This is a genomic window from Actinomadura rupiterrae (assembly GCF_024172125.1).
In the GTDB taxonomy this organism is placed as follows: domain Bacteria; phylum Actinomycetota; class Actinomycetes; order Streptosporangiales; family Streptosporangiaceae; genus Spirillospora; species Spirillospora rupiterrae.
In genome coordinates, this window is sequence record NZ_JAMZEA010000017.1 from 1 (window position 1) to 18247 (window position 18247).

Annotated in this window: 17 protein-coding genes; 8 read left to right on the forward strand and 9 right to left on the reverse strand. The window is 73.6% G+C overall.

Features of this window, described 5'->3' with window-relative positions; genetic code table 11:
* Positions 1–664 (forward strand): LLM class oxidoreductase (locus tag FHU30_RS41635; protein WP_253883249.1); only part of this gene is annotated, 664 nt, incomplete at its 5' end.
* 36 nt (positions 665–700) lie between these two features.
* On the opposite strand, the gene FHU30_RS41640 is transcribed toward FHU30_RS41635, so the two are convergent.
* From FHU30_RS41640 to FHU30_RS41650, 3 genes are all read right to left on the reverse strand, one after another.
* Positions 701–1960 carry an isochorismate synthase gene (locus FHU30_RS41640; protein ID WP_253883250.1) on the reverse strand — a complete coding sequence of 420 codons (1260 nt, stop codon included), beginning with the start codon at positions 1958–1960 and terminating at the stop codon, positions 701–703.
* A 223-nt stretch (positions 1961–2183) separates the two neighbouring features.
* Positions 2184–2777, reverse strand: a complete 594-nt coding sequence (locus FHU30_RS41645; protein ID WP_253883251.1) for a biotin transporter BioY — start codon at positions 2775–2777, stop codon at positions 2184–2186.
* A 291-nt stretch (positions 2778–3068) separates the two neighbouring features.
* Positions 3069–3782, reverse strand: coding sequence for a polyamine aminopropyltransferase (locus FHU30_RS41650; protein WP_253883252.1), 714 nt, complete (start codon positions 3780–3782; stop codon positions 3069–3071).
* A 204-nt stretch (positions 3783–3986) separates the two neighbouring features.
* On the opposite strand from FHU30_RS41650, the gene FHU30_RS41655 reads away from it, so the two are divergent.
* The 5 genes from FHU30_RS41655 to FHU30_RS47490 all read left to right on the forward strand — a co-directional run bounded on the left by FHU30_RS41655 (position 3987) and on the right by FHU30_RS47490 (position 9346).
* On the forward strand, positions 3987–4811 hold the full coding sequence (locus FHU30_RS41655; protein ID WP_253883253.1) for an SDR family NAD(P)-dependent oxidoreductase: 825 nt from the start codon (positions 3987–3989) through the stop codon (positions 4809–4811).
* Positions 4812–4913: 102 nt separating this feature from the next.
* A complete protein-coding gene (locus FHU30_RS41660) occupies positions 4914–5894 on the forward strand; it encodes a S1C family serine protease (RefSeq protein WP_253883254.1) in 981 nt (326 codons plus the stop codon).
* A 215-nt stretch (positions 5895–6109) separates the two neighbouring features.
* Complete coding sequence (locus FHU30_RS41665; protein ID WP_253883255.1) at positions 6110–7864, forward strand: glycoside hydrolase family 10-like protein; 1755 nt, start codon at positions 6110–6112, stop codon at positions 7862–7864.
* A gap of 60 nt (positions 7865–7924) precedes the next feature.
* Positions 7925–8125 (forward strand): DUF3040 domain-containing protein, encoded by a 201-nt coding sequence (locus tag FHU30_RS41670; RefSeq protein ID WP_253883256.1) that lies wholly within the window; start codon positions 7925–7927, stop codon positions 8123–8125.
* Between the two features lie 531 nt (positions 8126–8656).
* Positions 8657–9346: an ATP-binding protein gene (locus tag FHU30_RS47490; RefSeq protein ID WP_253883257.1), complete on the forward strand. Its 690-nt coding sequence runs from the start codon at positions 8657–8659 to the stop codon at positions 9344–9346.
* A gap of 40 nt (positions 9347–9386) precedes the next feature.
* On the opposite strand, the gene FHU30_RS41680 is transcribed toward FHU30_RS47490, so the two are convergent.
* From FHU30_RS41680 to FHU30_RS41695, 4 genes are all read right to left on the reverse strand, one after another.
* Positions 9387–10622 carry a helix-turn-helix transcriptional regulator gene (locus FHU30_RS41680; RefSeq protein WP_253883258.1) on the reverse strand — a complete coding sequence of 412 codons (1236 nt, stop codon included), beginning with the start codon at positions 10620–10622 and terminating at the stop codon, positions 9387–9389.
* A gap of 86 nt (positions 10623–10708) precedes the next feature.
* Entirely contained in the window at positions 10709–10936 is a 228-nt protein-coding gene (locus FHU30_RS41685; protein WP_253883259.1) for a hypothetical protein, read from the reverse strand.
* Positions 10937–11188: 252 nt separating this feature from the next.
* Positions 11189–12574, reverse strand: a complete 1386-nt coding sequence (locus FHU30_RS41690; protein ID WP_253883260.1) for a WD40 repeat domain-containing protein — start codon at positions 12572–12574, stop codon at positions 11189–11191.
* A gap of 16 nt (positions 12575–12590) precedes the next feature.
* The gene (locus FHU30_RS41695) at positions 12591–14111 is read right to left on the reverse strand and encodes an nSTAND1 domain-containing NTPase (protein ID WP_253883261.1); all 1521 of its coding nucleotides are present in this window, start codon (positions 14109–14111) and stop codon (positions 12591–12593) included.
* A 273-nt stretch (positions 14112–14384) separates the two neighbouring features.
* On the opposite strand from FHU30_RS41695, the gene FHU30_RS41700 reads away from it, so the two are divergent.
* Positions 14385–14594: a hypothetical protein gene (locus FHU30_RS41700; protein ID WP_253883262.1), complete on the forward strand. Its 210-nt coding sequence runs from the start codon at positions 14385–14387 to the stop codon at positions 14592–14594.
* Between the two features lie 340 nt (positions 14595–14934).
* Positions 14935–16398: a ricin-type beta-trefoil lectin domain protein gene (locus FHU30_RS41705; RefSeq protein ID WP_253883263.1), complete on the forward strand. Its 1464-nt coding sequence runs from the start codon at positions 14935–14937 to the stop codon at positions 16396–16398.
* Positions 16399–16543: 145 nt separating this feature from the next.
* On the opposite strand, the gene FHU30_RS41710 is transcribed toward FHU30_RS41705, so the two are convergent.
* Together FHU30_RS41710 and FHU30_RS41715 are read right to left on the reverse strand one after the other, a co-directional pair.
* A complete protein-coding gene (locus FHU30_RS41710) occupies positions 16544–17329 on the reverse strand; it encodes an SDR family NAD(P)-dependent oxidoreductase (RefSeq protein WP_253883264.1) in 786 nt (261 codons plus the stop codon).
* Positions 17330–17410: 81 nt separating this feature from the next.
* Positions 17411–18169, reverse strand: coding sequence for an SDR family NAD(P)-dependent oxidoreductase (locus tag FHU30_RS41715; protein ID WP_253883265.1), 759 nt, complete (start codon positions 18167–18169; stop codon positions 17411–17413).
* Positions 18170–18247 lie beyond the last annotated feature (78 nt).

Genomic DNA, 18247 nt, shown 5'->3' on the forward strand with positions numbered 1-18247 from the left:
CGAGCGTACGCTCGGCGAGGCGTTCCCCGGCCGCTACCTGCTCGGCCTCGGCGGGCACCGCATCGGCGACGCCGGCTCCCTCGACGGGTACGCCATGCCCGCGGTCGGACGGGCCGTCCCGACCATGCGCGCCTACCTCGACGCGATGGACGCCGTCCCCGCGCACGCCCCCGTCGCGCCGGAGCCCGCGCGGCGGGTGCTGGCGGCGCTCGGGCCGAAGATGCTGGAGCTGGCCGGGCGGCGGACCTGGGGCGCGCACCCCTACTTCGTGCCCGTCGAGCACACCGAGCGCGCCCGGCAGATCATGGGCCCGGAGGCGTTCCTGGGCGTCGAGCAGGCCGTCGTCCTCGACAGCGACCGCACCCGCGCCCGGGACGCCGCCCGGGCGCACGTCCGCGGCTACGTGGAGATGGCCGAGCACCAGCGGGCCAGCCTCCGCCGCCTCGGCTTCGACGACCACGACATGACCGCCGGCCCCGCAGGCGGCCCCACCGACCGGGTCGTCGACGCGATCGTCGCCCACGGCGACGTCGAGGACATCCGCGAACGCGTCCACCAGCACCTGCAGGCGGGCGCCGACCACGTCTGCGTCCAGGTCCTTACCGACGACCCGTCCGCGCTCCCGCTCCCGCAGTGGCGCACCCTCGCCCCCGCCCTGCTCTAGCGGCGAACCGGAGCGGCCAGGCGCGGACGGGAGGGGTCAGCCTTCGAGGGCCTCCTGCATGGCGCGGAACTTGTTCTGCGCCTCGGCCAGCTCGGCGGCCGGGTCGGAGTCGGCGACGATGCCGCAGCCGGCGAACAGCCGCGCGCGGGTCCCGTCCAGCTCCGCGCAGCGCAGCGCGATGCCCCACTCGCCGTCGCCGCGCGCGTCGACCCAGCCGACCGGGCCCGCGTACCGGCCGCGGTCCATGCCCTCCAGCTCCCGGATCAGCTCCAGCGCCCGGTCGGTGGGGGTGCCCGCCACCGCGGGGGTCGGGTGCAGCGCCGCCAGCACGTCCAGGACGGTGCGGTGCGCGGCGAGGCGGCCGTGCACCGGCGACGCCAGGTGCGTCACGTTCGGCAGGCGCAGCAGCTCCGGCTCGTCCGGGACGTCCAGGTCGGTGCACAGCGGCGCGAGCGCGTCGCGGACCATGTCGACCGCGTAGGAGTGCTCCTCGCGGTCCTTGCCGGAGCGGAACAGCTCGCGGGCGCGGGCGTCGTCGTCGGCGGGGCCGGTGCCGCGCGCGGTCGTCCCGGCCAGCACCAGCGAGTCGACGGTGTCGCCGCTGCGCCGGATCAGCAGCTCGGGTGTCGCGCCGACCAGGCCCGCGACGGCGAAGGTGTAGCAGGTCGGGTAGCGGGCCGACAGGCGCTCCAGCAGCACCCGCGCGTCGATCGGGCGGGACGCGTGCGCGATCAGGTCCCGCGCCAGCACCGCCTTGCGCAGGTGCCCCGCGCGGATCCGGCCCGTGGCGGTCGCGACGGCCTGCTCCCACGCCGGGGCGCTGCGCGCGCCGTCGCTCCAGGTCAGCCGCCCCGGGGGCGCGGACGCGGTCGGCGGCGGGAGCGTCCCGTGAAGATCGTCGGGGAGGGGCTCGGACGGGTCGCCTATCGTGGTGAGCCAGGCGCGGCCGTCGCGGCGCCCGAGCACGTACCGGGGGACGATCAGCACCGAGTCCGCCGACTTGGGGTCGAAGCCGAAGCTGCCGAACGCGACGGGGCCGGTGCCGGGCAGCCGCAGCGGGTCGTCCACCTCGGCGCCGCCGAACACCTCCTGCAGCCACGCGTCGGCGGCCGCGAACCGGTCGTGCCCGCCGGGCAGCTCCAGCCGCGCGGTCTCGCCCCAGCCGACCAGGCCGTCGCCGTGCCGGACCCAGGCCAGCGCGGTGGGGTGCGGGAGCCGTGCCAGCAGGTCGCCGGGGTCGGCGACCGGAGCGGTGCGGACGACGAGGCGGCCGGGTGCGTGCACGGCGAGCTTCACAAGCGCCACTCTACGGGAGTTTTGAACCCGTTCAAACCGGCGGGGTGCAAGCGCGCGCTGAGGCCTGCGCCACACCGCCCGCCCGCCTGCAAGCCCCCCGAACACTGACAGAACGCTGACGCAGAGCCCGCCGAACGGCGGCGGCGGAAAAGCTGAAAGCCCGCCCTTCCCGCCGCGGAACCGGCGGGGGAGCGGGCCTTCGAGCAGCCGACCAGGCGGGCGATCAGGTGCGGCGGCCCGCGAAACGCCACGCGACCGGCAGCAGCCCCGCTGCCAGCAGCACCTTCAGCGCGTCCCCGGCCAGGAACGGCGTGACGCCCAGGTGCAGCGCCTTGTCCAGGCCCACGTGCAGCGACGCCATCAGGTACGGGACGCCGACCAGGTAGATCAGGACGGTGCCGAACGTCATCGTCGCGACCGTCCGCAGCGGCGTGCGGTCACCGCCCCGCTCGGCCAGCCGCCCGACGACCGCCGCGGCCAGCACGAACCCCAGCACGTACCCCAGCGACGGCATCGACGCGCCGGACGACCCCTCGGCGAACCAGGGCACCCCGGCGACACCGGCCGCCAGGTACAGCAGCATGCCGAGCGCCGCGCGGGTGCGGCCGAGCGCCGCCCCCGCCAGCAGGACGGCGAAGGTCTGCCCCGACACCGGCACCGGCGTGCCCGGCAGCGGGATCGAGATCTGCGCGGCGGCCCCGACCAGCGCGGCCGACCCCGCCACCAGCGCGGCGTCGCGGGCGAGCGCGCCCGGCAGCAGGTCGGACAGGACGGCGGCGGGACGCCGGGGCGCCGGGGCGGCGTGAGCGGTGGACACAGCAACCTCCACAAAACGTGCGTGTTGGGACGAAACTAGCGAACGTCCCGGAGCGGCGGGATCACCCGCCCTACAAGATCCACCCACCCGGCTTTGTCGCCATCCCCCGACCGGCCACCACACCCGCGCCGACACCCCCTAACCCGTCCCTCCCGCAACAGGGACGAGAACCGGACGCAGAACCCCAGCCGCCCAAGGCGGGACCAGAAGGAGTCGGGGCGGCGCAGGCCGGGACCCCGCGAGCGCGCGGCGGGCGCCGTGCAGGAAGCGGGCGAACATTCCGGAAGGGCGTCAGGCGCGGTGGGCGAGGTAGACGACGTCGGGTTCGCCGCGCGGCACCGGGACCGGCAGGACCTCCACGCGCTCGAACCGGCTCCGCAGCAGGTCCTCGAACGCCGGGGCCGCGCCCGCGCTCCACACCGCCAGCACGCCCCGGTCCGACAGGCGCGCGGCCAGCAGGTCCAGGCCGTCCGGGCCGTAGAGGCGGGCGTTGCCGGGCGTGACCGTCCAGTCGGGGCCGTTGTCGACGTCCAGGCACAGCACGTCGTAGCGGGACGCGTCGGAGGCGAGGTGGTCGACCAGGTCGGCCGTGACGATGCGGACGCGCGGATCGTCCACCGCGCCCTGCGAGAACGGCCGCAGCGGCGCGTCCGGGCCGTCGTGCCAGGCGACGACCGCCGGTTCCCGCTCCACCACCGTCACCGCCCCGACGCGCGGCAGCCGCACCGCCTCGGCCAGGCTGAACCCCACGCCCAGCCCGCCGACCAGCACACTCACACCCCCGCCCCGACCGTCCCCGCCGCCGTCCTCACCGCGGTCCTCGCCGCCGTCCACGGCCGCCACGGCGGCGGTCACCAGCAGCCGCTCGGACTCCCCGTTGCGGGTGTCCATCAGGAACACGCCGTTGCTGATGATCTCGTGGTGCTCCCCGGCGCGGCGCAGCACCAGCTCGCCCCCGACGCCCGCCGCGCGCTCCACCACGTCCGCCTCGACCCCGTTCACCATGCGCACGACCCTAACCGCCCGTCCGCCCCGTCCTCGAACCGAAAACCCCGCGTCCGGCGGCCGCGGCCCGCGGGACGATCCGCATTCCCGCGCCGCAAGGAGCGAAGGTGTGGATCGACTCCCAACGAGAGGGCATGGAATCGCCGGATCGCCTTGCGCGACGGGCCTGTCGCGCCGGGGCGCGGGATGGTTAGGGTGCGGGCCATGCCGCCCACCCCCCACGACCCCGCGTCGCCCTTCACCCCCGGTCCGCTGCTCGCCGGACGCCGCGTCCTGGTCGTCGGAGCCGGGACCAGCCCCAGCGACGACCCCGACGCCCCGCCCGGCAACGGCCGCGCGATCGCGCTCGCCGCCGCCCGCGAGGGCGCCGCCGTCGCCTGCTCCGACCTGGACGCCGCAGCCGCCCGCCGCACCGCCGGCATGATCACCGACGAGGGCGGCACCGCGCACGCGCTGCCCGCCGCCGACGCCGCCGACCCCGGCGCGGCCGCCCGCACCGTCGAGCAGGCCGCCGCGGCCCTCGGCGGCCTGGACGGCCTGGTCCACAACGCCGGGATCGGCATCGGCTACGGCCTGGCCGGAACCGACCCCGCCGACTGGGACCGCGTCCTGGCCGTGAACCTGCGCGCGCCGTTCCTGTCCGCGCGGGCCGCGCTGCCGCTGCTGGAACCCGGCGCGGCGATCGTGCTGATCGGGTCCCTCGCCGGCACCAAGCCCGGCTCGCGGTCCCCGTCCTACGACGCGTCCAAGGCCGGGCTCACCGGGCTGCTCCGGCACCTGGCCGCCGAGGCCGCACCCCGCGGCGTCCGCGCGAACCTGCTCGCGCCCGGCCTCATCGACACCGTGATGGGACGCGCCGCCTCCGCCGGCAACGCCGACCGCGACCGCACCGCCCGGCTCGTCCCCCTCGGCCGCCAGGGCACCGCCCACGAGGTCGCCGCCGCCGCGGGGTTCCTGCTGTCGGACCGCGCGTCCTACATCACCGGGCAGGTCCTGCACGTGGACGGCGGCCTGTCCACCCTCCGCTGAACCGTCCGCCCGGCCCGCGAGCGACCTGCGGCGGAACCCGCACGGGAAGAGCCGTTCACCTCCCGATGTTTACGTGTAACTATGTAATCATCGGGAGGTGCGATGTTCCCCCAACCAGACCCCGACCCCAAGCCCGACGGCCGCGACGGCGGTGAGAGCCCGCTGGACGACTACTCGCGGGTCGTGTCCGACGTCGCCCGGAGCCTGACGCCCAGCGTCGCCGGGCTGCGCGTGCGGCACCGCGGACGCGAGGGCGCCGGATCGGCCGTGGTGTTCACCGGCGACGGGTTCCTGCTGACCAACGCCCACGTCGTCGGGACCGCCACCGGCGGGCAGGCCGCCTTCGCCGACGGCACCACCACCGCGTTCACCACCGTCGGCACCGACCCCCTGTCGGACCTGGCCGTGGTCCGCGCCGACGGGCCCGCCCCCGCCCCCGCACCGCTCGGCGACAGCGACGCCCTGGTCGTCGGGCAGCTCGTCGTCGCCGTCGGCAACCCCCTCGGCCTCGCCGGATCGGTCACCGCCGGGGTCGTGTCCGCGCTCGGCCGGTCCCTGCCGACCCGCAGCGGCAGCGCCGTCCGGATCGTCGAGGACGTCATCCAGACCGACGCCGCCCTCAACCCCGGAAACTCCGGCGGCGCTCTCGCCGACTGGCGCGGCCGCGTCGTCGGCGTCAACACCGCCGTCGCCGGCGTCGGCGTGGGCCTCGCCGTCCCGGTCAACGCCACCACCCGCCGGATCATCGCGGCGCTGATGGCCGACGGCCGCGTCCGCCGCGCCTACCTCGGCGTCGTCGCCGCGCCCGTCCCGGTCCCCGCGCAGCTGCGCGAGCGCACCGGGCAGCAGGACGCGCTGCGCGTCGCCGAGGTCGTCCCGGCGAGCCCCGCCGACCGCGCCGGGCTGCGCCGCGGCGACCTGGTCCTCGCCGCCGCCGGCACCCCGGTGTCGCACGCCCAGTCCCTGCAGCGGCTGATGTTCGCCGACGCGATCGGACGGCCCCTGCCGATCACCGTCCTGCGCAACGGCGCGATGGTCGACGTCATCGCCGAACCCGTCGAGCTCACCGCCGAGAACGCCTGACCCCTTGGTCCTTCCCCGCCCGTCGCCCGGCGGACGGGAAGCAGCCGCAGGAGCCGGACGCGGACGCCTTGCCGCCACCGGACCGAGGGCCGGGAAAGCGCAGGTGGGAGGGGTGAGGACGTGGCGGGGGAGGCGTCGCGGGGGAGTGGACGCAACACGCGAGCGCGGCTGTTTCGGCGTTACCACGGCAACGGGTGCGTAACAATGGCTCGGCTATGGCATCGCGATCGCGGAACACCCAGGCAGACCGTCCGGCCCCTCCCGCCCCCGCCCCGCACCCCGCACCCAGGCCCGGGCGCGCGCGGCGCACAGCAGGGCCCGCGCGGCGGACGGCGGCGGCCGTCACCGGCGCGGTCCTCGCGCTGACCACCGCGACCGGATGCATGTCGGCGTTCGGCGGCACCCGCAAGAACGCCGCCGACGCCGAGGATGTCCCCGCCGAATGCGCCGCCATCGCCGCGCCCGGCGACTCCCGCTCCCGGCAGCTGCGCGGCATGTGGATCGCGACCGTCGGCGGCACCGACTGGCCTACCGACCCGGCCCGTCCCGCCGCCGAGCAGCGCGCGAACTTCACCCGCCTGCTCGACACCGCCCGCGCGATGAACCTCAACGCCGTCGTCGTGCAGATCCGCCCCGACGCCGACGCGTTCTACCGCTCCCCCTACGAGCCGTGGTCGTCAGTGCTGACCGGCACGCCCGGCAAGGACCCCGGCTACGACGTGCTGGCGTTCATGGTGAAGGAGGCCCATGCGCGGAACCTGGAGTTCCACGCCTGGTTCAACCCCTACCGCGTCGCGCAGGACACCGACCGGTCCAAACTCGCCGCCACCAGCCCCGCCCGCCAGCACCCCGACTGGGTCCGCACCTACGGCGACCAGCTCTGGTACGACCCGGGCCTGCCGCAGGTCCGCGACCTGGCCACCAACGCCGTCATGGACGTCGTCCACAAGTACGACATCGACGCCGTCCACTTCGACGACTACTTCTACCCCTACCCCGAGTCCGGCGACTTCCCCGACGCCGCGACCTACCGCGCCTACGGGCACGGCATGAACAAGGCCGACTGGCGCCGCCGCAACGTCGACACCCTCGTCCAGACCCTGTCCGCGCGGATCCACCAGGCCAAACCCTGGGTCCGGTTCGGGATCAGCCCGTTCGGGGTGTGGCGCAACAAGACCACCGACCCCGCCGGATCGGCCACCAGCGCCCTGCAGTCCTACGACGACATCTACGCCGACACCCGCGGCTGGATCCGCAAACGCTGGATCGACTACATCACCCCGCAGCTGTACTGGCCCCTCGGCGACCGCGCCGCCGACTACCGCACCCTGGTCGACTGGTGGAGCCGCCAGGTCGCCGGGACCGGCGTCCAGCTCAGCATCGGCCAGGCCGGATACCGCGTCGGGGAGGACGCCGCCTGGCGCCGCCCCGACGAGCTGTCCCGCCACCTCGCCCTCAACGCCCGCTACCCCGCCGTCCGCGGCGACATCTTCTTCTCCGCCACCGACATCGCCGCCGACCGCCGCGGGTTCGCCTCCCGCGTCCGCAGCGACCACTACTCGCGCCCCGCGATCCCCCCGGCGCCCGCCGCGGGGTCGGCTCTCGCGCAGAAGTCGGAGCCGCCCGCGCCCGTCCGCGACGTCCGCGCCGCCCCCGCCAAGCAGGGCGTGCAGATCTCCTGGACGCCGCCCACCGCGACCGGCGACGGCTCCGGCGGCGGCCCCGGGCAGGCGACCGCCTACGCGGTGTACCGCCGCGACGGGCACGGCGCCGGCTGCGCCGCCGTCGACCCCGCCGCGCTGATCGGCACCGCCCGCGACCCCGGCACCCCCGCCGGCGCCCGCCTCACCCTCACCGACACCACCGCCCGCCCCGGACGCGCCTACACCTACACCGTCACCGCCCTGGACCGCCTGCACCGCGAGAGCCCGCCCGCCCGCGCCGCAACGGTGACCGTGAACCGGGGGTAAAACCACGCCCGACGGGGGACAAACACAGCACCCTGACCAGGCCCCCCGGAGGTACAGAGCATGGCGCTGTCGACGGAGGAGCAGCGGATCCTCGCCGAGATCGAGAACCGGCTGATCGAGGACGACCCGCGGCTCGCCCGACGCCTCACCGCCCTCGGCGGCGCACCCCGCCGCCGCGTCCGCCTCATCGCCGCCGTGGTGATCGCCGCCGTGGGCGTCGTCACCGCGTTCGTCTCGGCGATCCTCACCGCCTTCTCCTGACCCCGCGAACGCCGAGGGCCCCGGCAGGAAGCTGGTTCCTGCCGAGGCCCTCGGCGTTCATGACGTCTAAGTCGGTGTGGTGGTCGCCTCACGGCGAAAGGCACAACGCGGCTCCAGCCGGACGGTATTCCGCGAAGGCATCATTTAGAGCCCGGGGGACACAATCCACACCGACGGCAACCACTCTAACCGCTGCCGGGCACTGCCCCCGCACACCGGCCCGCGTGTCCCCGATCACCTCACCACCCGGTGACGGTTCCGTGCACCCGTGCACCCGCCCGCCCCGCCCGGCGTCAACAACACTGAAGCACCCCGCGGCACGCGCCGGACGCCCACCCCGCACGGACGGCGGCAGCACCGCCGGCGAAACCGCCGGCGCCCCCGGGGACCGCGTGCCGGCGACCGCGCCGGGGCCACGGCGACCTCTCGCCACGGCCACAAACCGGCCACCGGCCGCCATCACCGGGCCCGCCCGGGGGAACAGGTCGAACGACAACGGCGACAGCGTCACCAGCGCAAAGGAGTCGGGGAGTGGGCACCAAAGGGCTCGGAATCGACGACGAACGCACCGCGGACCCCGAGTCCGCCGGGGACCCGCCCCGGCCGGGCCCCCGCCCGGCACCACCCGGCGCCGCCACCCCCGGCGGCGACCCGGACGACGCCCCCGGCCGACCAGCCCGCCCCGACAACCCGCTCCTCACGCCGCCCGTGCCGGACGGCCCCGGCTCTCTCGACGGAAGCGGGTTCGGCGGTTCCGTCGCCGCGGACGCCGACCCGGCATGGTCGCGGATCGACGCCGCATGGACGCTGCCCGCCGACCCCCGCGCCGCCGCCCACGCCCGCGCCTTCACCACCGGCACCCTGCGCGCCTGGGCCCGCAACGGACGCATCGCCGCCGACCCCGCCGCCCTCGACGACATCATCCTCATCGTGGACGAGCTCATCACCAACGCCGTCGTCCACGGCTCCGGCGCCGTCCGGCTCCACCTCACCCTCCGCGGCGCGCCCACCGCCCCCGTCCTGCACGGCGAGATCACCGACGACGACCCCGTGCTGCCCGCCGTCCAGTCCCCGACGCCGTCCGCCCCGCCCGTCCTGGACTGGTCCGAGGACGGCCGCGGACTCCTGCTGGTCACCGCCCTCGCCACCGCCTACGGCACCTGCCCCCACCCCCCGGGCAAGACCGTCTGGTTCACCCGCACCCTCAACCCCCGGACCTGACACCGCCGCGCAGAAGGGGCCACCGCGCGGCCCCGCCGGGTCAGGGCTGTAGCGGGCAGCGGTCCACCACCCACAGCTCCTCCTCACCCGACACCCCGCCCGGCGGCGGGGGAGGCTCCTCGGTCAACCGGTCCAGATGCCACTCGATGTGCGCGAGCGGCCCCCGCCACCCCGCCAGCAGATCCGCCGGCGGACGCGCCGGACCCGCCGCCCCGAACCGGCGCGGCTCGGGCACCGGCCGCCGCCACACCGCGTCGTCGCTGTCGGCGACCCACCGCGCCAGGTCCTCCAGCACCTGCGACAGGTCCCGCGCCAGCTCGCCCAGCGACCGCACCGCCATCGCGTCCTGCACCATCGACTCCCACGCGTCGAACGACGCGACCCGCGCGAACCCCTCCGGATACTCCGGCGGACGCCCCGCCTCCACCGGCGGCTCACCCGTCACCGCCGACCGCACCGCCGCCGACTGCCACCGCGTCCACTCCGCCAGATGCCCCAGCACCCCCCGCAACGCCACCACACCACCATCGGACGCGCGCGAACGGCCGGCAGGCGAACGCGCCGCCGCGACGGCCTCGCGCAGGCGCGTCCGCGTGAACTCGATACGGTCCAGCGTCCACGCGCGCGCCCGCGCCGCGCCCGCCGCGTCCCGCGCGACCGGACCGCGCGGCGCGGGCTCGGCCGGCGGACGCGGAACCGGCACCCGCAGCGCCGCCAGCAACGCGTCCAGATCCCGCACCCCGGCACCGCGCCCCGACAGGTACGCCGCGCCGATCCGCTCCAGCCGGAACAGCCGCGGCCCCTCCCGCATCCGGCACCAGCCGACCAGGTACTCGGCATACGGCGCGGTCACCAGGCCGTGCGCCTCCACGTCCCGGACCGTCCGCTCACCGTCCCGGTCGGTGTACACCAGCCGCACCACCCGCCGCGTGCGGACCGCCTCGGCGAGCGTGTCGCGCACCGGCCCCACCAGCGACGCCGCCTCATCCAGCGGCTCACCCTCCGGCTCCGGCTCCACCGCGTACCCGCGGCCGCGCTCGTGCCGCACCGGCAGCCCGCCGTGCGCCAGCAGCTCCATGTCACGCCGGACGGTCCGGGCGCTCACGCCCACCCGCCCGGCCAGCTCTCCCGCCTCCAGCTCCCCGGGCGAGGCCCGCCGCAGCTCGGTCACCAGCAGCAGCAGGCGGTCGACCCGATCGAGATCGGACGCGCGGTCCGCGTCGCCGGAAGCGGCGCGGCGGGGAAGCCCCTCGCGAACTCCTCGGTCGTCCTCCACCCACCCATCGTGACCCCCGCCACCGACACTATGCCCGCCGGGTAACCCCCCTCTCCCGCCCCCGCCACATACGGCCCGCCCAGGCCTCAGCGCCCCGATCGCGTGAACACCCTGCGCCAGACACGAGCGAACACCCCAGGCTTCTCCGCCGGCACTTCGCCGATCGTCAGCTCCCCGCTGAAGGTGTCCAGCTGAACCACGCTCTGCGCGGAACCGATGAACACGTTCCCGCCCTGCCGGATGCCCTCGGGGGCGTCCTGCGACTCCGCGCTCGCATCGTCTGCGACTTGACCCTCTGCTTCACGATCGCTCATGACCGGATTGTCCCCACCCGCCCATCCGGCGTCCACCGCTTCGGACGCCCGGGAGGGCAACTTCGCACGCCATGACAGGGCCCCCATGGATTGGCTCCTTGTCAGGGTCAGGTATCCGGTCGCCGCGAACCCTGCGGGCGTCGAGGTCGGCTTGGAGGACGTGGTCTCCGGCCGGGTCCTCCCTCGCCTGGTGAGCCTCGGTCCACTCCTTGGACGGCCGGCGCGACGACCGGAACCAGGCGAGGCGACTTCCTAGCAGGTTTTTCGGTAGGGGACTTCTGGGAGGTATGTCTTCCAGGTGGCCTTGGGCAGGGGGCCGAACTGGGTGCAGAAGGCTGTCTTGATCTTCTTGGGGGCGATGAGGTGGGTGCGCAGGTGGCCCCAGTAGTCGACCGCCTGCACGGCCGAGCCGTCCGGGGTGAAGGACAGTGCGGCGATGTCGCCGCTGATGTTGCCCGCGGGGGTGTAGAAGCCGGTCAGCGGCTGCTCCAAGGGCTGCCGTGCGGCGACGTCCCACAGCTGGATGTCGGCGGTGTCGTCGTCGGCGACCGCGCCGAGCCGGCCGTCCGGTGAGAAGGCGGTGGCGCCGCGGTTCACGTTGAAGCCGAGGCGGGCGTCGTAGACCCGCTTGAGCGTTCTGATGTCCCAGAAGGAGACATTCTCGGTGTAGGGCACCGCGGCGAGTCCGTCCTTGCTCACCGCGTTGACCGTGGTGATGCCGGAGTCGGCGGCGATCAGCCGCTTGCCGGACGCGACCTCCAGCAGCCCGTGGTCGGTGCCGGCGGCGAGCACGGAACGCCCGTCGGGACTGAAGACGACCCTTGCGTCATGATCGGACGGCTCCCGGGTGGTGAAGGTGCGCTGCACGGCTGTGGCGCGGACGTCCCATAGTTCGAGGAGCGAGTGGCTCTGCTCGTTGGCGAGCACGGCCACGGTCCGCCCATCGGGTGAGAACGCGAGGTCGACGAGGTCGTGGTGGCGGGTGCGCAGGGTTGCCTTCTTCACGGCCGGCGTCGAGGCGACGTCCCAGAGGTCGATGTCGCCGTTGTCGTGTGTCCATGCCAGCAGCCGCCCGTCGCGGGAGAGCCGTTGCTTTGCGCCCAGCTCGTTCTTGTCCGGCGGCAGGGTCGTCCGGCGCAGGTGGCGGACGGCGTCCCAGACCTCCCATCCGCCAGGGCTGTAAGTGTCCTCGGCCAGGAGGGTCGAACCGTCCTGACTGAATTGTGCGTTCGTCCACCCATCGTGCAGGGCGGGGGCGCGGATCGTGTCGAGGGACAGGACCATCGTGCCGGCGTCGCCGCCGCCGCAGCGCAGAGTGCGGTCGCCGGGGCCGAAGCGCAGCAGGGAGGTGGGCAGGCCTTCGAGCGTATTGACGGAGCAGGCGATACCGGCGTATTTCATGACCGGCTGCGGGACGGGATTGGCCGTCTCCCAGATCATTCCGCTGAAGGCGACGTACCTGCCGTCGGAACTGAAGACGGGAACCTGGGTGCCCTGATCGAACGCCGCGGTCAGCGACCGCCAGCTCACCTCCACGTTGTCCGACCTGTCCAGGGGGACGATGCCCATCCGCGAGGCCAGGGCGGGCCTGTGCTTCGGACTCTCGCTGAACGCCAGCAGCCGGCCATCGGGGCTCACGGCCAGGCTCGAATATTCACGAGGCTTCCCGGACGGGAAGCGATCCACAAGGCGGATGACGCGTGCCTTGCGTGCCCGTGGTCAGGTCCCAGAATTCCAGCGTCATGTCCCGCGCGATGACCAGGTACCGGTCGTCGGGGGTGAAGGCGGTGCCGGCGTCGTCGGTGTGGCTCGGCAGTGTCAGGACGGGCTTGCCCGATGAGGTGTCCCAGACGGCCTTCGCTTCGCCGCTGGAGGCCACCAGCACGCGGGTGCGCTTCGGGCTCAGCCGCGGAACCGGCCACGGCACCGGCGTGCGGATCGCCGTCGGTTCCCGCCGTCCGGTCGCGGTGTCCCACAAGCCCACGGTCCCGCCGCGCAGGCCGACCGCCAACTGGCGCCCGTCCGACGACAGTGACAGATCCGCGATGTCCTGGCCGGGCTCGGCCCCGAGAGTGAAGGACGCCGCCACCGTCCGAGCATCGACGTCGGCGACCCTGACCTGGTCGCCGCGCGCGTAGACCATCAGGTGGCCGGTCCCGTCGACGGCCCGCTTCCAGGTCTCGTCCAATCCCCGGGGCCGGTAGACGTACTGCTCCCACTGTGAGTGCAGCGTTATCAGGGCGTTGCGGGCCTCGTGGCTACCAGGGGCGAGCGCCGCGGCGGCCACTGCGAGTTGCTTGGCGGTGGCCGGATCGGTGCGGCGCATCGTGGTGGCCACGTTCGCGATCCGGATGCCGACGGCCCGGTCGCGCTGCCGGGTAACCGTACGGCCCTGGACGAAGATGCCCATTCCTGCCCCGATCGCGGCCACGAGCAACACAGCCAGCACGGCGATGACCAGGTTGCGCTGGCGAACCCGGCGCACCGCCAGTCTCGTCCCCTCGTGGACGAAGGCGCGTTCGGTGGGGTTGAGGCTGAAGTGACGCCCCGGTTCGGTCAAGGTCAGTGCGCGTTCCAGCATCGCGCCGTGGAACAGGACACTTCCGTTGCGGTCGAGTTGTTCCCAGCTCCGGGCCGCGTCGGCGAGTTCCTGATGGATGGCCAAAGCGCCGCTCTCGGCCTGCACCCACTCGTGCAGGTCAGGCCAGGCCTGGATCAGCGCGACATGGGAGAGCATGATCCGGTCTCCTGTCCGGACCAGGACGCCGGACTTGGTGAATGCCTGGAGGACCTCCTGGACGTCCTGCTCGGTGGCCTGGTCGGTGGCGAATTCCTCTTCGCGTGCCGAGCGCAGCGCGTACTCCGCGTCCTCGCCGACCGCGACAAGGCGCAGCAGAATCCCGGGAACCGCCTTCTGCTGCTGCGGATCGAGACCGGCGTACACTTCCTGCGCCCGCTCGGCGACGTGCGAGACCGCGTTCTTCCGCGCGCTTTTGGCATTGCGGTACAAGCGCTCCCAATAGCCGTCGTTCAGGAGTCGCCGGGTCTCAGGGGTGCCGGGAATGCTGTTCTTGGCCCGCAGATGTTCGCGTGCAGCCCGCACGACTTTCAGCAGGCTCTCTTCGTCGCGGGGGATCGTCCCGCTACGCCAGTCGCTGAGCGTCTTGGGGCTCACCCTCGCCTTCTCCGCAAGCCGCTGAGAGGTCAGCCCGGTCAACTCCCGCAACGCATCCAGCTGCTCGGCGAGCTGACCGTCCCCCGGGCCGGACGCGCCTGAAGCCGTCATCGGCGCCGTCCGCGATCCGGTCCGGTCCGACTCGGATATGACGTCTCCGCAGGTGGCGCCGTGAATTGACACTGGAGCGGATGACAGGCGGCCGCGCGGAATGGCGGGATGGGCGGACCCGCGCCACCCGGCTCGGGCGATCGAGCGAACCGAGGAGGCTTCATGACGACTCTCCTGGCGGTGCTGACCGCCCTCTCCGCCGTGCTCGCCGCCGCCGCTGAACTTGTCCGCACCTGCGTACCACTGCTGGCGGCGATCCGGGACCTATGCGAGACCATCACCGCCCGGCCCGGCCAGCCCGCCACCGAACTACGCGCCGAGGCACCCAAACAAGCAAACAAAGGCCCGAACACCCCCGGCCCGCACCCCTGACCCCCCGATAAGCGCAGCGCGGCCGACGCATTCGGCGGACCTCGCGCAGACTGCGGCCATTGCCCGCTCCCATCCCCGGATCGTACCGAAAGTCGCCACACACAGCCCTTCTGGAACATTTCCCATCGGCGCCCGGTCGGGGCGGGGTCGAGGGGGCTGCTGCCGGGTGGTTGCTGCTTGAGGCTCGACGGCGGGCGGGGCGTGGGGGGAAAGTTGAGGGGTTTTCATGTTTGGGTCTTCCGGGGAGGGGCTGCAGGCGGTAATTACCGGAGGTAACACCCCAGCCCGGGAGGTCCCCCCTATGTCCCACCCCAGGCGACGGCTGCGGACTTGCGCCGCCATGGCCACCGCCGTCCTCACCCTCCTGTCCCTCGCCGCCCCGACCGCGAGCGCCGCTCCCGGCCTCGCCGCCAGCACGCCGCTGCCGCCGGATCTGGAGCAGATCCGCGCGGCCGAGGCGACCAAGCTGTACGGGAGCCCTGAAGAGCGTCCGATGGACGACCGGAAGACCTCGCTGCTGTCGCTCGGCGACTCGGAGATCTCCGGTGAGGGCGCCGGGTCCTACTGGCCCGACACCACCGGCCCGACCAACTGGTGCCACCGGTCCCAGGTCGCCGCGATCTACCGCACCAGCATCCCCGCCGACGTCAGCACCAACGTCGCCTGCTCAGGGGCGGCGACTTACCACATCAGGATCGGCGGCCAGAAGCAGTACGCCGACCAGCTCGTCCAGAGCGACAACCTGGCGATCAAGGCCCGCAACACCCGCGTCAAGATGGTCGTCCTGGTCGTCGGCGCCAACGACGACATCCAGTTCGGGCCGGTGATGACCGACTGCGTCGAACGCTGGATCCTGTCCAAGGGCACCTGCGAGCCGGTCTACGCCCCCGGCTGGCAGGCCCGCGTGGACGGCATGGTCCCCAAGGTCGCCGCCACCGTCACCGACCTCAAGACCGTCATGCGCGACGCCGGCTACACCGACGACGCCTACAAGCTCGTCCTGATGAGCTACCCCTCGCCCATCAGCCCCGACATGGCCGACAACCCCAACTTCCCCGGCAAGATCCCCGGCGGCTGCCTCGGCTACGACTCCGACGCCGCCTGGGGACGCAACCAGGCCGTCCCCGCCTTCGAACGCGGCATCCGCAAGGCCGCCCAGCAGTCCGGCGCCTACTACCTCGACGCGTCCCGCCTGTTCCACGGCCATGAGGTCTGCACCGAGACCACCTGGGCGCGCGGGTTCTACTACGACGGCAGCTTCCCGCCCGACGAGAACTCCGTCCGGCAGTCCTACCACCCCAACGCCACCGGGCACGGCGCGTTCGCGTCCTGCTTCAGCCAGTTCTACGACTCCGGACTGCGCGAGGCGTCCTGCGCCGACCCCGCCTCCACCAACACCGCCAAGCTCTACCCCGGCGCCTGGGACGACAAGTTCAAGCCGCTGAAGAACCAGGCCACCGGCCAGTGCATGGACAGCAACGGCGGCTCGTCCCGCAACTACACCGCCGTCATCGGCTGGACCTGCCACGGCGGACGCAACCAGACCTGGTGGTACGACCCGGCGTACAAGTCCATCCACACCGGCCTGTCCCACGACCGCTGCCTGGACTCCCGCGACATCGCCGCCCCCACCGCCGCGATCCTGTGGGACTGCCACGGCGGCACCAACCAGCAATGGACCATGCCCGCCGACGGCACGATCCGTCCCGCCACCGCCAACGGCCTCTGCCTGACCCAACCCGTCGCAGACAAGGCCGTGGCGCTCCAACCCTGCAACGGCTCCGCCAACCAGCGCTTCGCCTGACCCCTTCCACGCCACGCGCTTCCCTTCAGTAGTGGGGAAGGCTCGGGCGAATATGGCCGCGGCGGTTGCTTCGTCGTGCTTGCGGAGCATGCGCAGCACCGTCGCGGCGCGGGCGTTGGACGGCGGCTTCGTCGTGTTCTGGTTCTCACGTTGCGGTGAAGCCGCCGTCGGCGGGGACGACGGCACCGGTGATGAAGCGGGCGCGGGGGGAGGCGAGGAAGCAGAGCACCTCGGCGATCTCCTCGGGCTGGGCCACGCGGCCGAGCGGCTGGGCATCGGCGAAGGAGGCCAGGTAGGCGCGGCTGTCGGTGCGGAAGGTGTCGAGGAAGTCGGTCTCGATGACGCCCGCGGCCACGAGGTTGGCCCGGATGCCCAGCGGGCCGCCCTCGACCGCGAGGACCTTGGTGAGCTGGGCCAGGGCGCCCTTGGACGCCGCGTAGGCGCCGCCGTCGGGCATGCCGACGGTGCAGACGTAGGAGCCGGTGCTCACGATGGCGCCGCCGCCGCGCTCGCGCATCACGCGGAAGGCTTCGCGGGCGAAGAAGAACGAGCCGCGCGCGTTGACCGCCATCAGCGCGTCCCAGTCCTGCGCCGTCGTGTCCGTGATCGGCTTGTTCAAGGTGCGGCCCGCGTTGTTGACCAGGACGTCCAGACCGCCGAACAACTCGACGGCCTCCTGGACGGCCCGTTCGGCCATCGCCTCGTCCGCGACGTCCCCGATCAAGGGATGCACGCCGGGGAACTCCGCGGGCAGCGCTGCGACCTCCGGACGCTGGTCGAGGGCGACGATCCGGGCGCCGCGGCGGTGCAGCAGCCGGACGGTCTCCTTGCCCACGCCGCGCGCGGCCCCGGTGACGAGGGCCACCTTCCCGGCGAACTCGGTGGACTCGGTGGCCTCGGCGGGCTCGGCGGGCTCGATCGTGGATGTCATCGTCCTTTTCCTTCCTGCTTGGGCGGCCATTCGCGGCGCGGCGACCGTGCCGGCGGTCCTGGCCGTTCGGTGTCCGGCTGCTCAGTACGCGGTGAGGCCGCCGTCGATCACGAACTCCGCGCCGGTGACGAAGGACGAGTCGTCGCTGGCGAGGAAGAGGTAGGCGGGTGCGATCTCCTCGGCGCGTCCGGCCCGGCGCATCGGGGTGCGCTGGATGTCCGGCTGGCGGTCGCCCTGCTCGTCCAGGAGCTCCTGGATCATCGGCGTGGCGATGACGCCGGGGTGGACGGAGTTGACCCGCACGCCCTGGCGCGCGTACTCGACCGCGGCGGTCTTGCTCAGCAGGCGTACCGCGCCCTTGGACGCCTGGTAGGCCGCGGCCGCGCCGCTGCCGACGAGCCCGAGCACCGACGAGGTGTTGATCACCGAGGCGTTGCCGCTCGCGCGCAGGAGCGGCATCGCGGCCTTCATCCCGAGCCAGGTGCCTTTCTGGTTGACATCGATGACGCGGTCCCAGGCGTCCTCGGCCGTGTCCTCGACGCCGGGCCAGTCCACGATGCCGGCCACGTTCACCAGCACGTCCAGCGTGCCGAAACGTTCGCGCACGACGTGGATCACCTCGTCCCACTCACTTGCGGAGGAGACGTCGAGGCGGGCGGCGGCTACGTCCGCGCCGAGGTCCTCGATCCTGCCGGCCAGCTCGCGCAGCGGTTTCTCGGCGACATCGGTGATCATCAGTCGGGCGCCCTCGCGGGCGAAGAGCTCGGCGGTCGCCGCGCCGATGCCTCCGGTCGCGCCGGTGATCAGCGCGACCTTGCCGGCGAGTCGTTGTCCTGCCATGGGAACTCCCTCAGATCTCTCGGTTCGGTGGTTGTGTCGTGTCGTGTCGCGGTGCGGGCGCCGGGGGACGGGACGAGC

Excerpts from the sequence above, each read along its gene's own strand:
- FHU30_RS41705 (WP_253883263.1), top strand. The coding sequence starts at position 14,935 with ATGGCCACCGCCGTCCTCACCCTCCTGTCCCTCGCCGCCCCGACCGCG.
- FHU30_RS41650 (WP_253883252.1), bottom strand. The coding sequence starts at position 3,782 with ATGGTGAACGGGGTCGAGGCGGACGTGGTGGAGCGCGCGGCGGGCGTC.
- FHU30_RS41710 (WP_253883264.1), bottom strand. The coding sequence starts at position 17,329 with ATGACATCCACGATCGAGCCCGCCGAGCCCGCCGAGGCCACCGAGTCC.
- FHU30_RS41660 (WP_253883254.1), top strand. The coding sequence starts at position 4,914 with ATGTTCCCCCAACCAGACCCCGACCCCAAGCCCGACGGCCGCGACGGC.
- FHU30_RS41715 (WP_253883265.1), bottom strand. The coding sequence starts at position 18,169 with ATGGCAGGACAACGACTCGCCGGCAAGGTCGCGCTGATCACCGGCGCG.
- FHU30_RS41665 (WP_253883255.1), top strand. The coding sequence starts at position 6,110 with ATGGCATCGCGATCGCGGAACACCCAGGCAGACCGTCCGGCCCCTCCC.
- FHU30_RS41685 (WP_253883259.1), bottom strand. The coding sequence starts at position 10,936 with ATGAGCGATCGTGAAGCAGAGGGTCAAGTCGCAGACGATGCGAGCGCG.
- FHU30_RS41655 (WP_253883253.1), top strand. The coding sequence starts at position 3,987 with ATGCCGCCCACCCCCCACGACCCCGCGTCGCCCTTCACCCCCGGTCCG.
- FHU30_RS41700 (WP_253883262.1), top strand. The coding sequence starts at position 14,385 with ATGACGACTCTCCTGGCGGTGCTGACCGCCCTCTCCGCCGTGCTCGCC.
- FHU30_RS41670 (WP_253883256.1), top strand. The coding sequence starts at position 7,925 with ATGGCGCTGTCGACGGAGGAGCAGCGGATCCTCGCCGAGATCGAGAAC.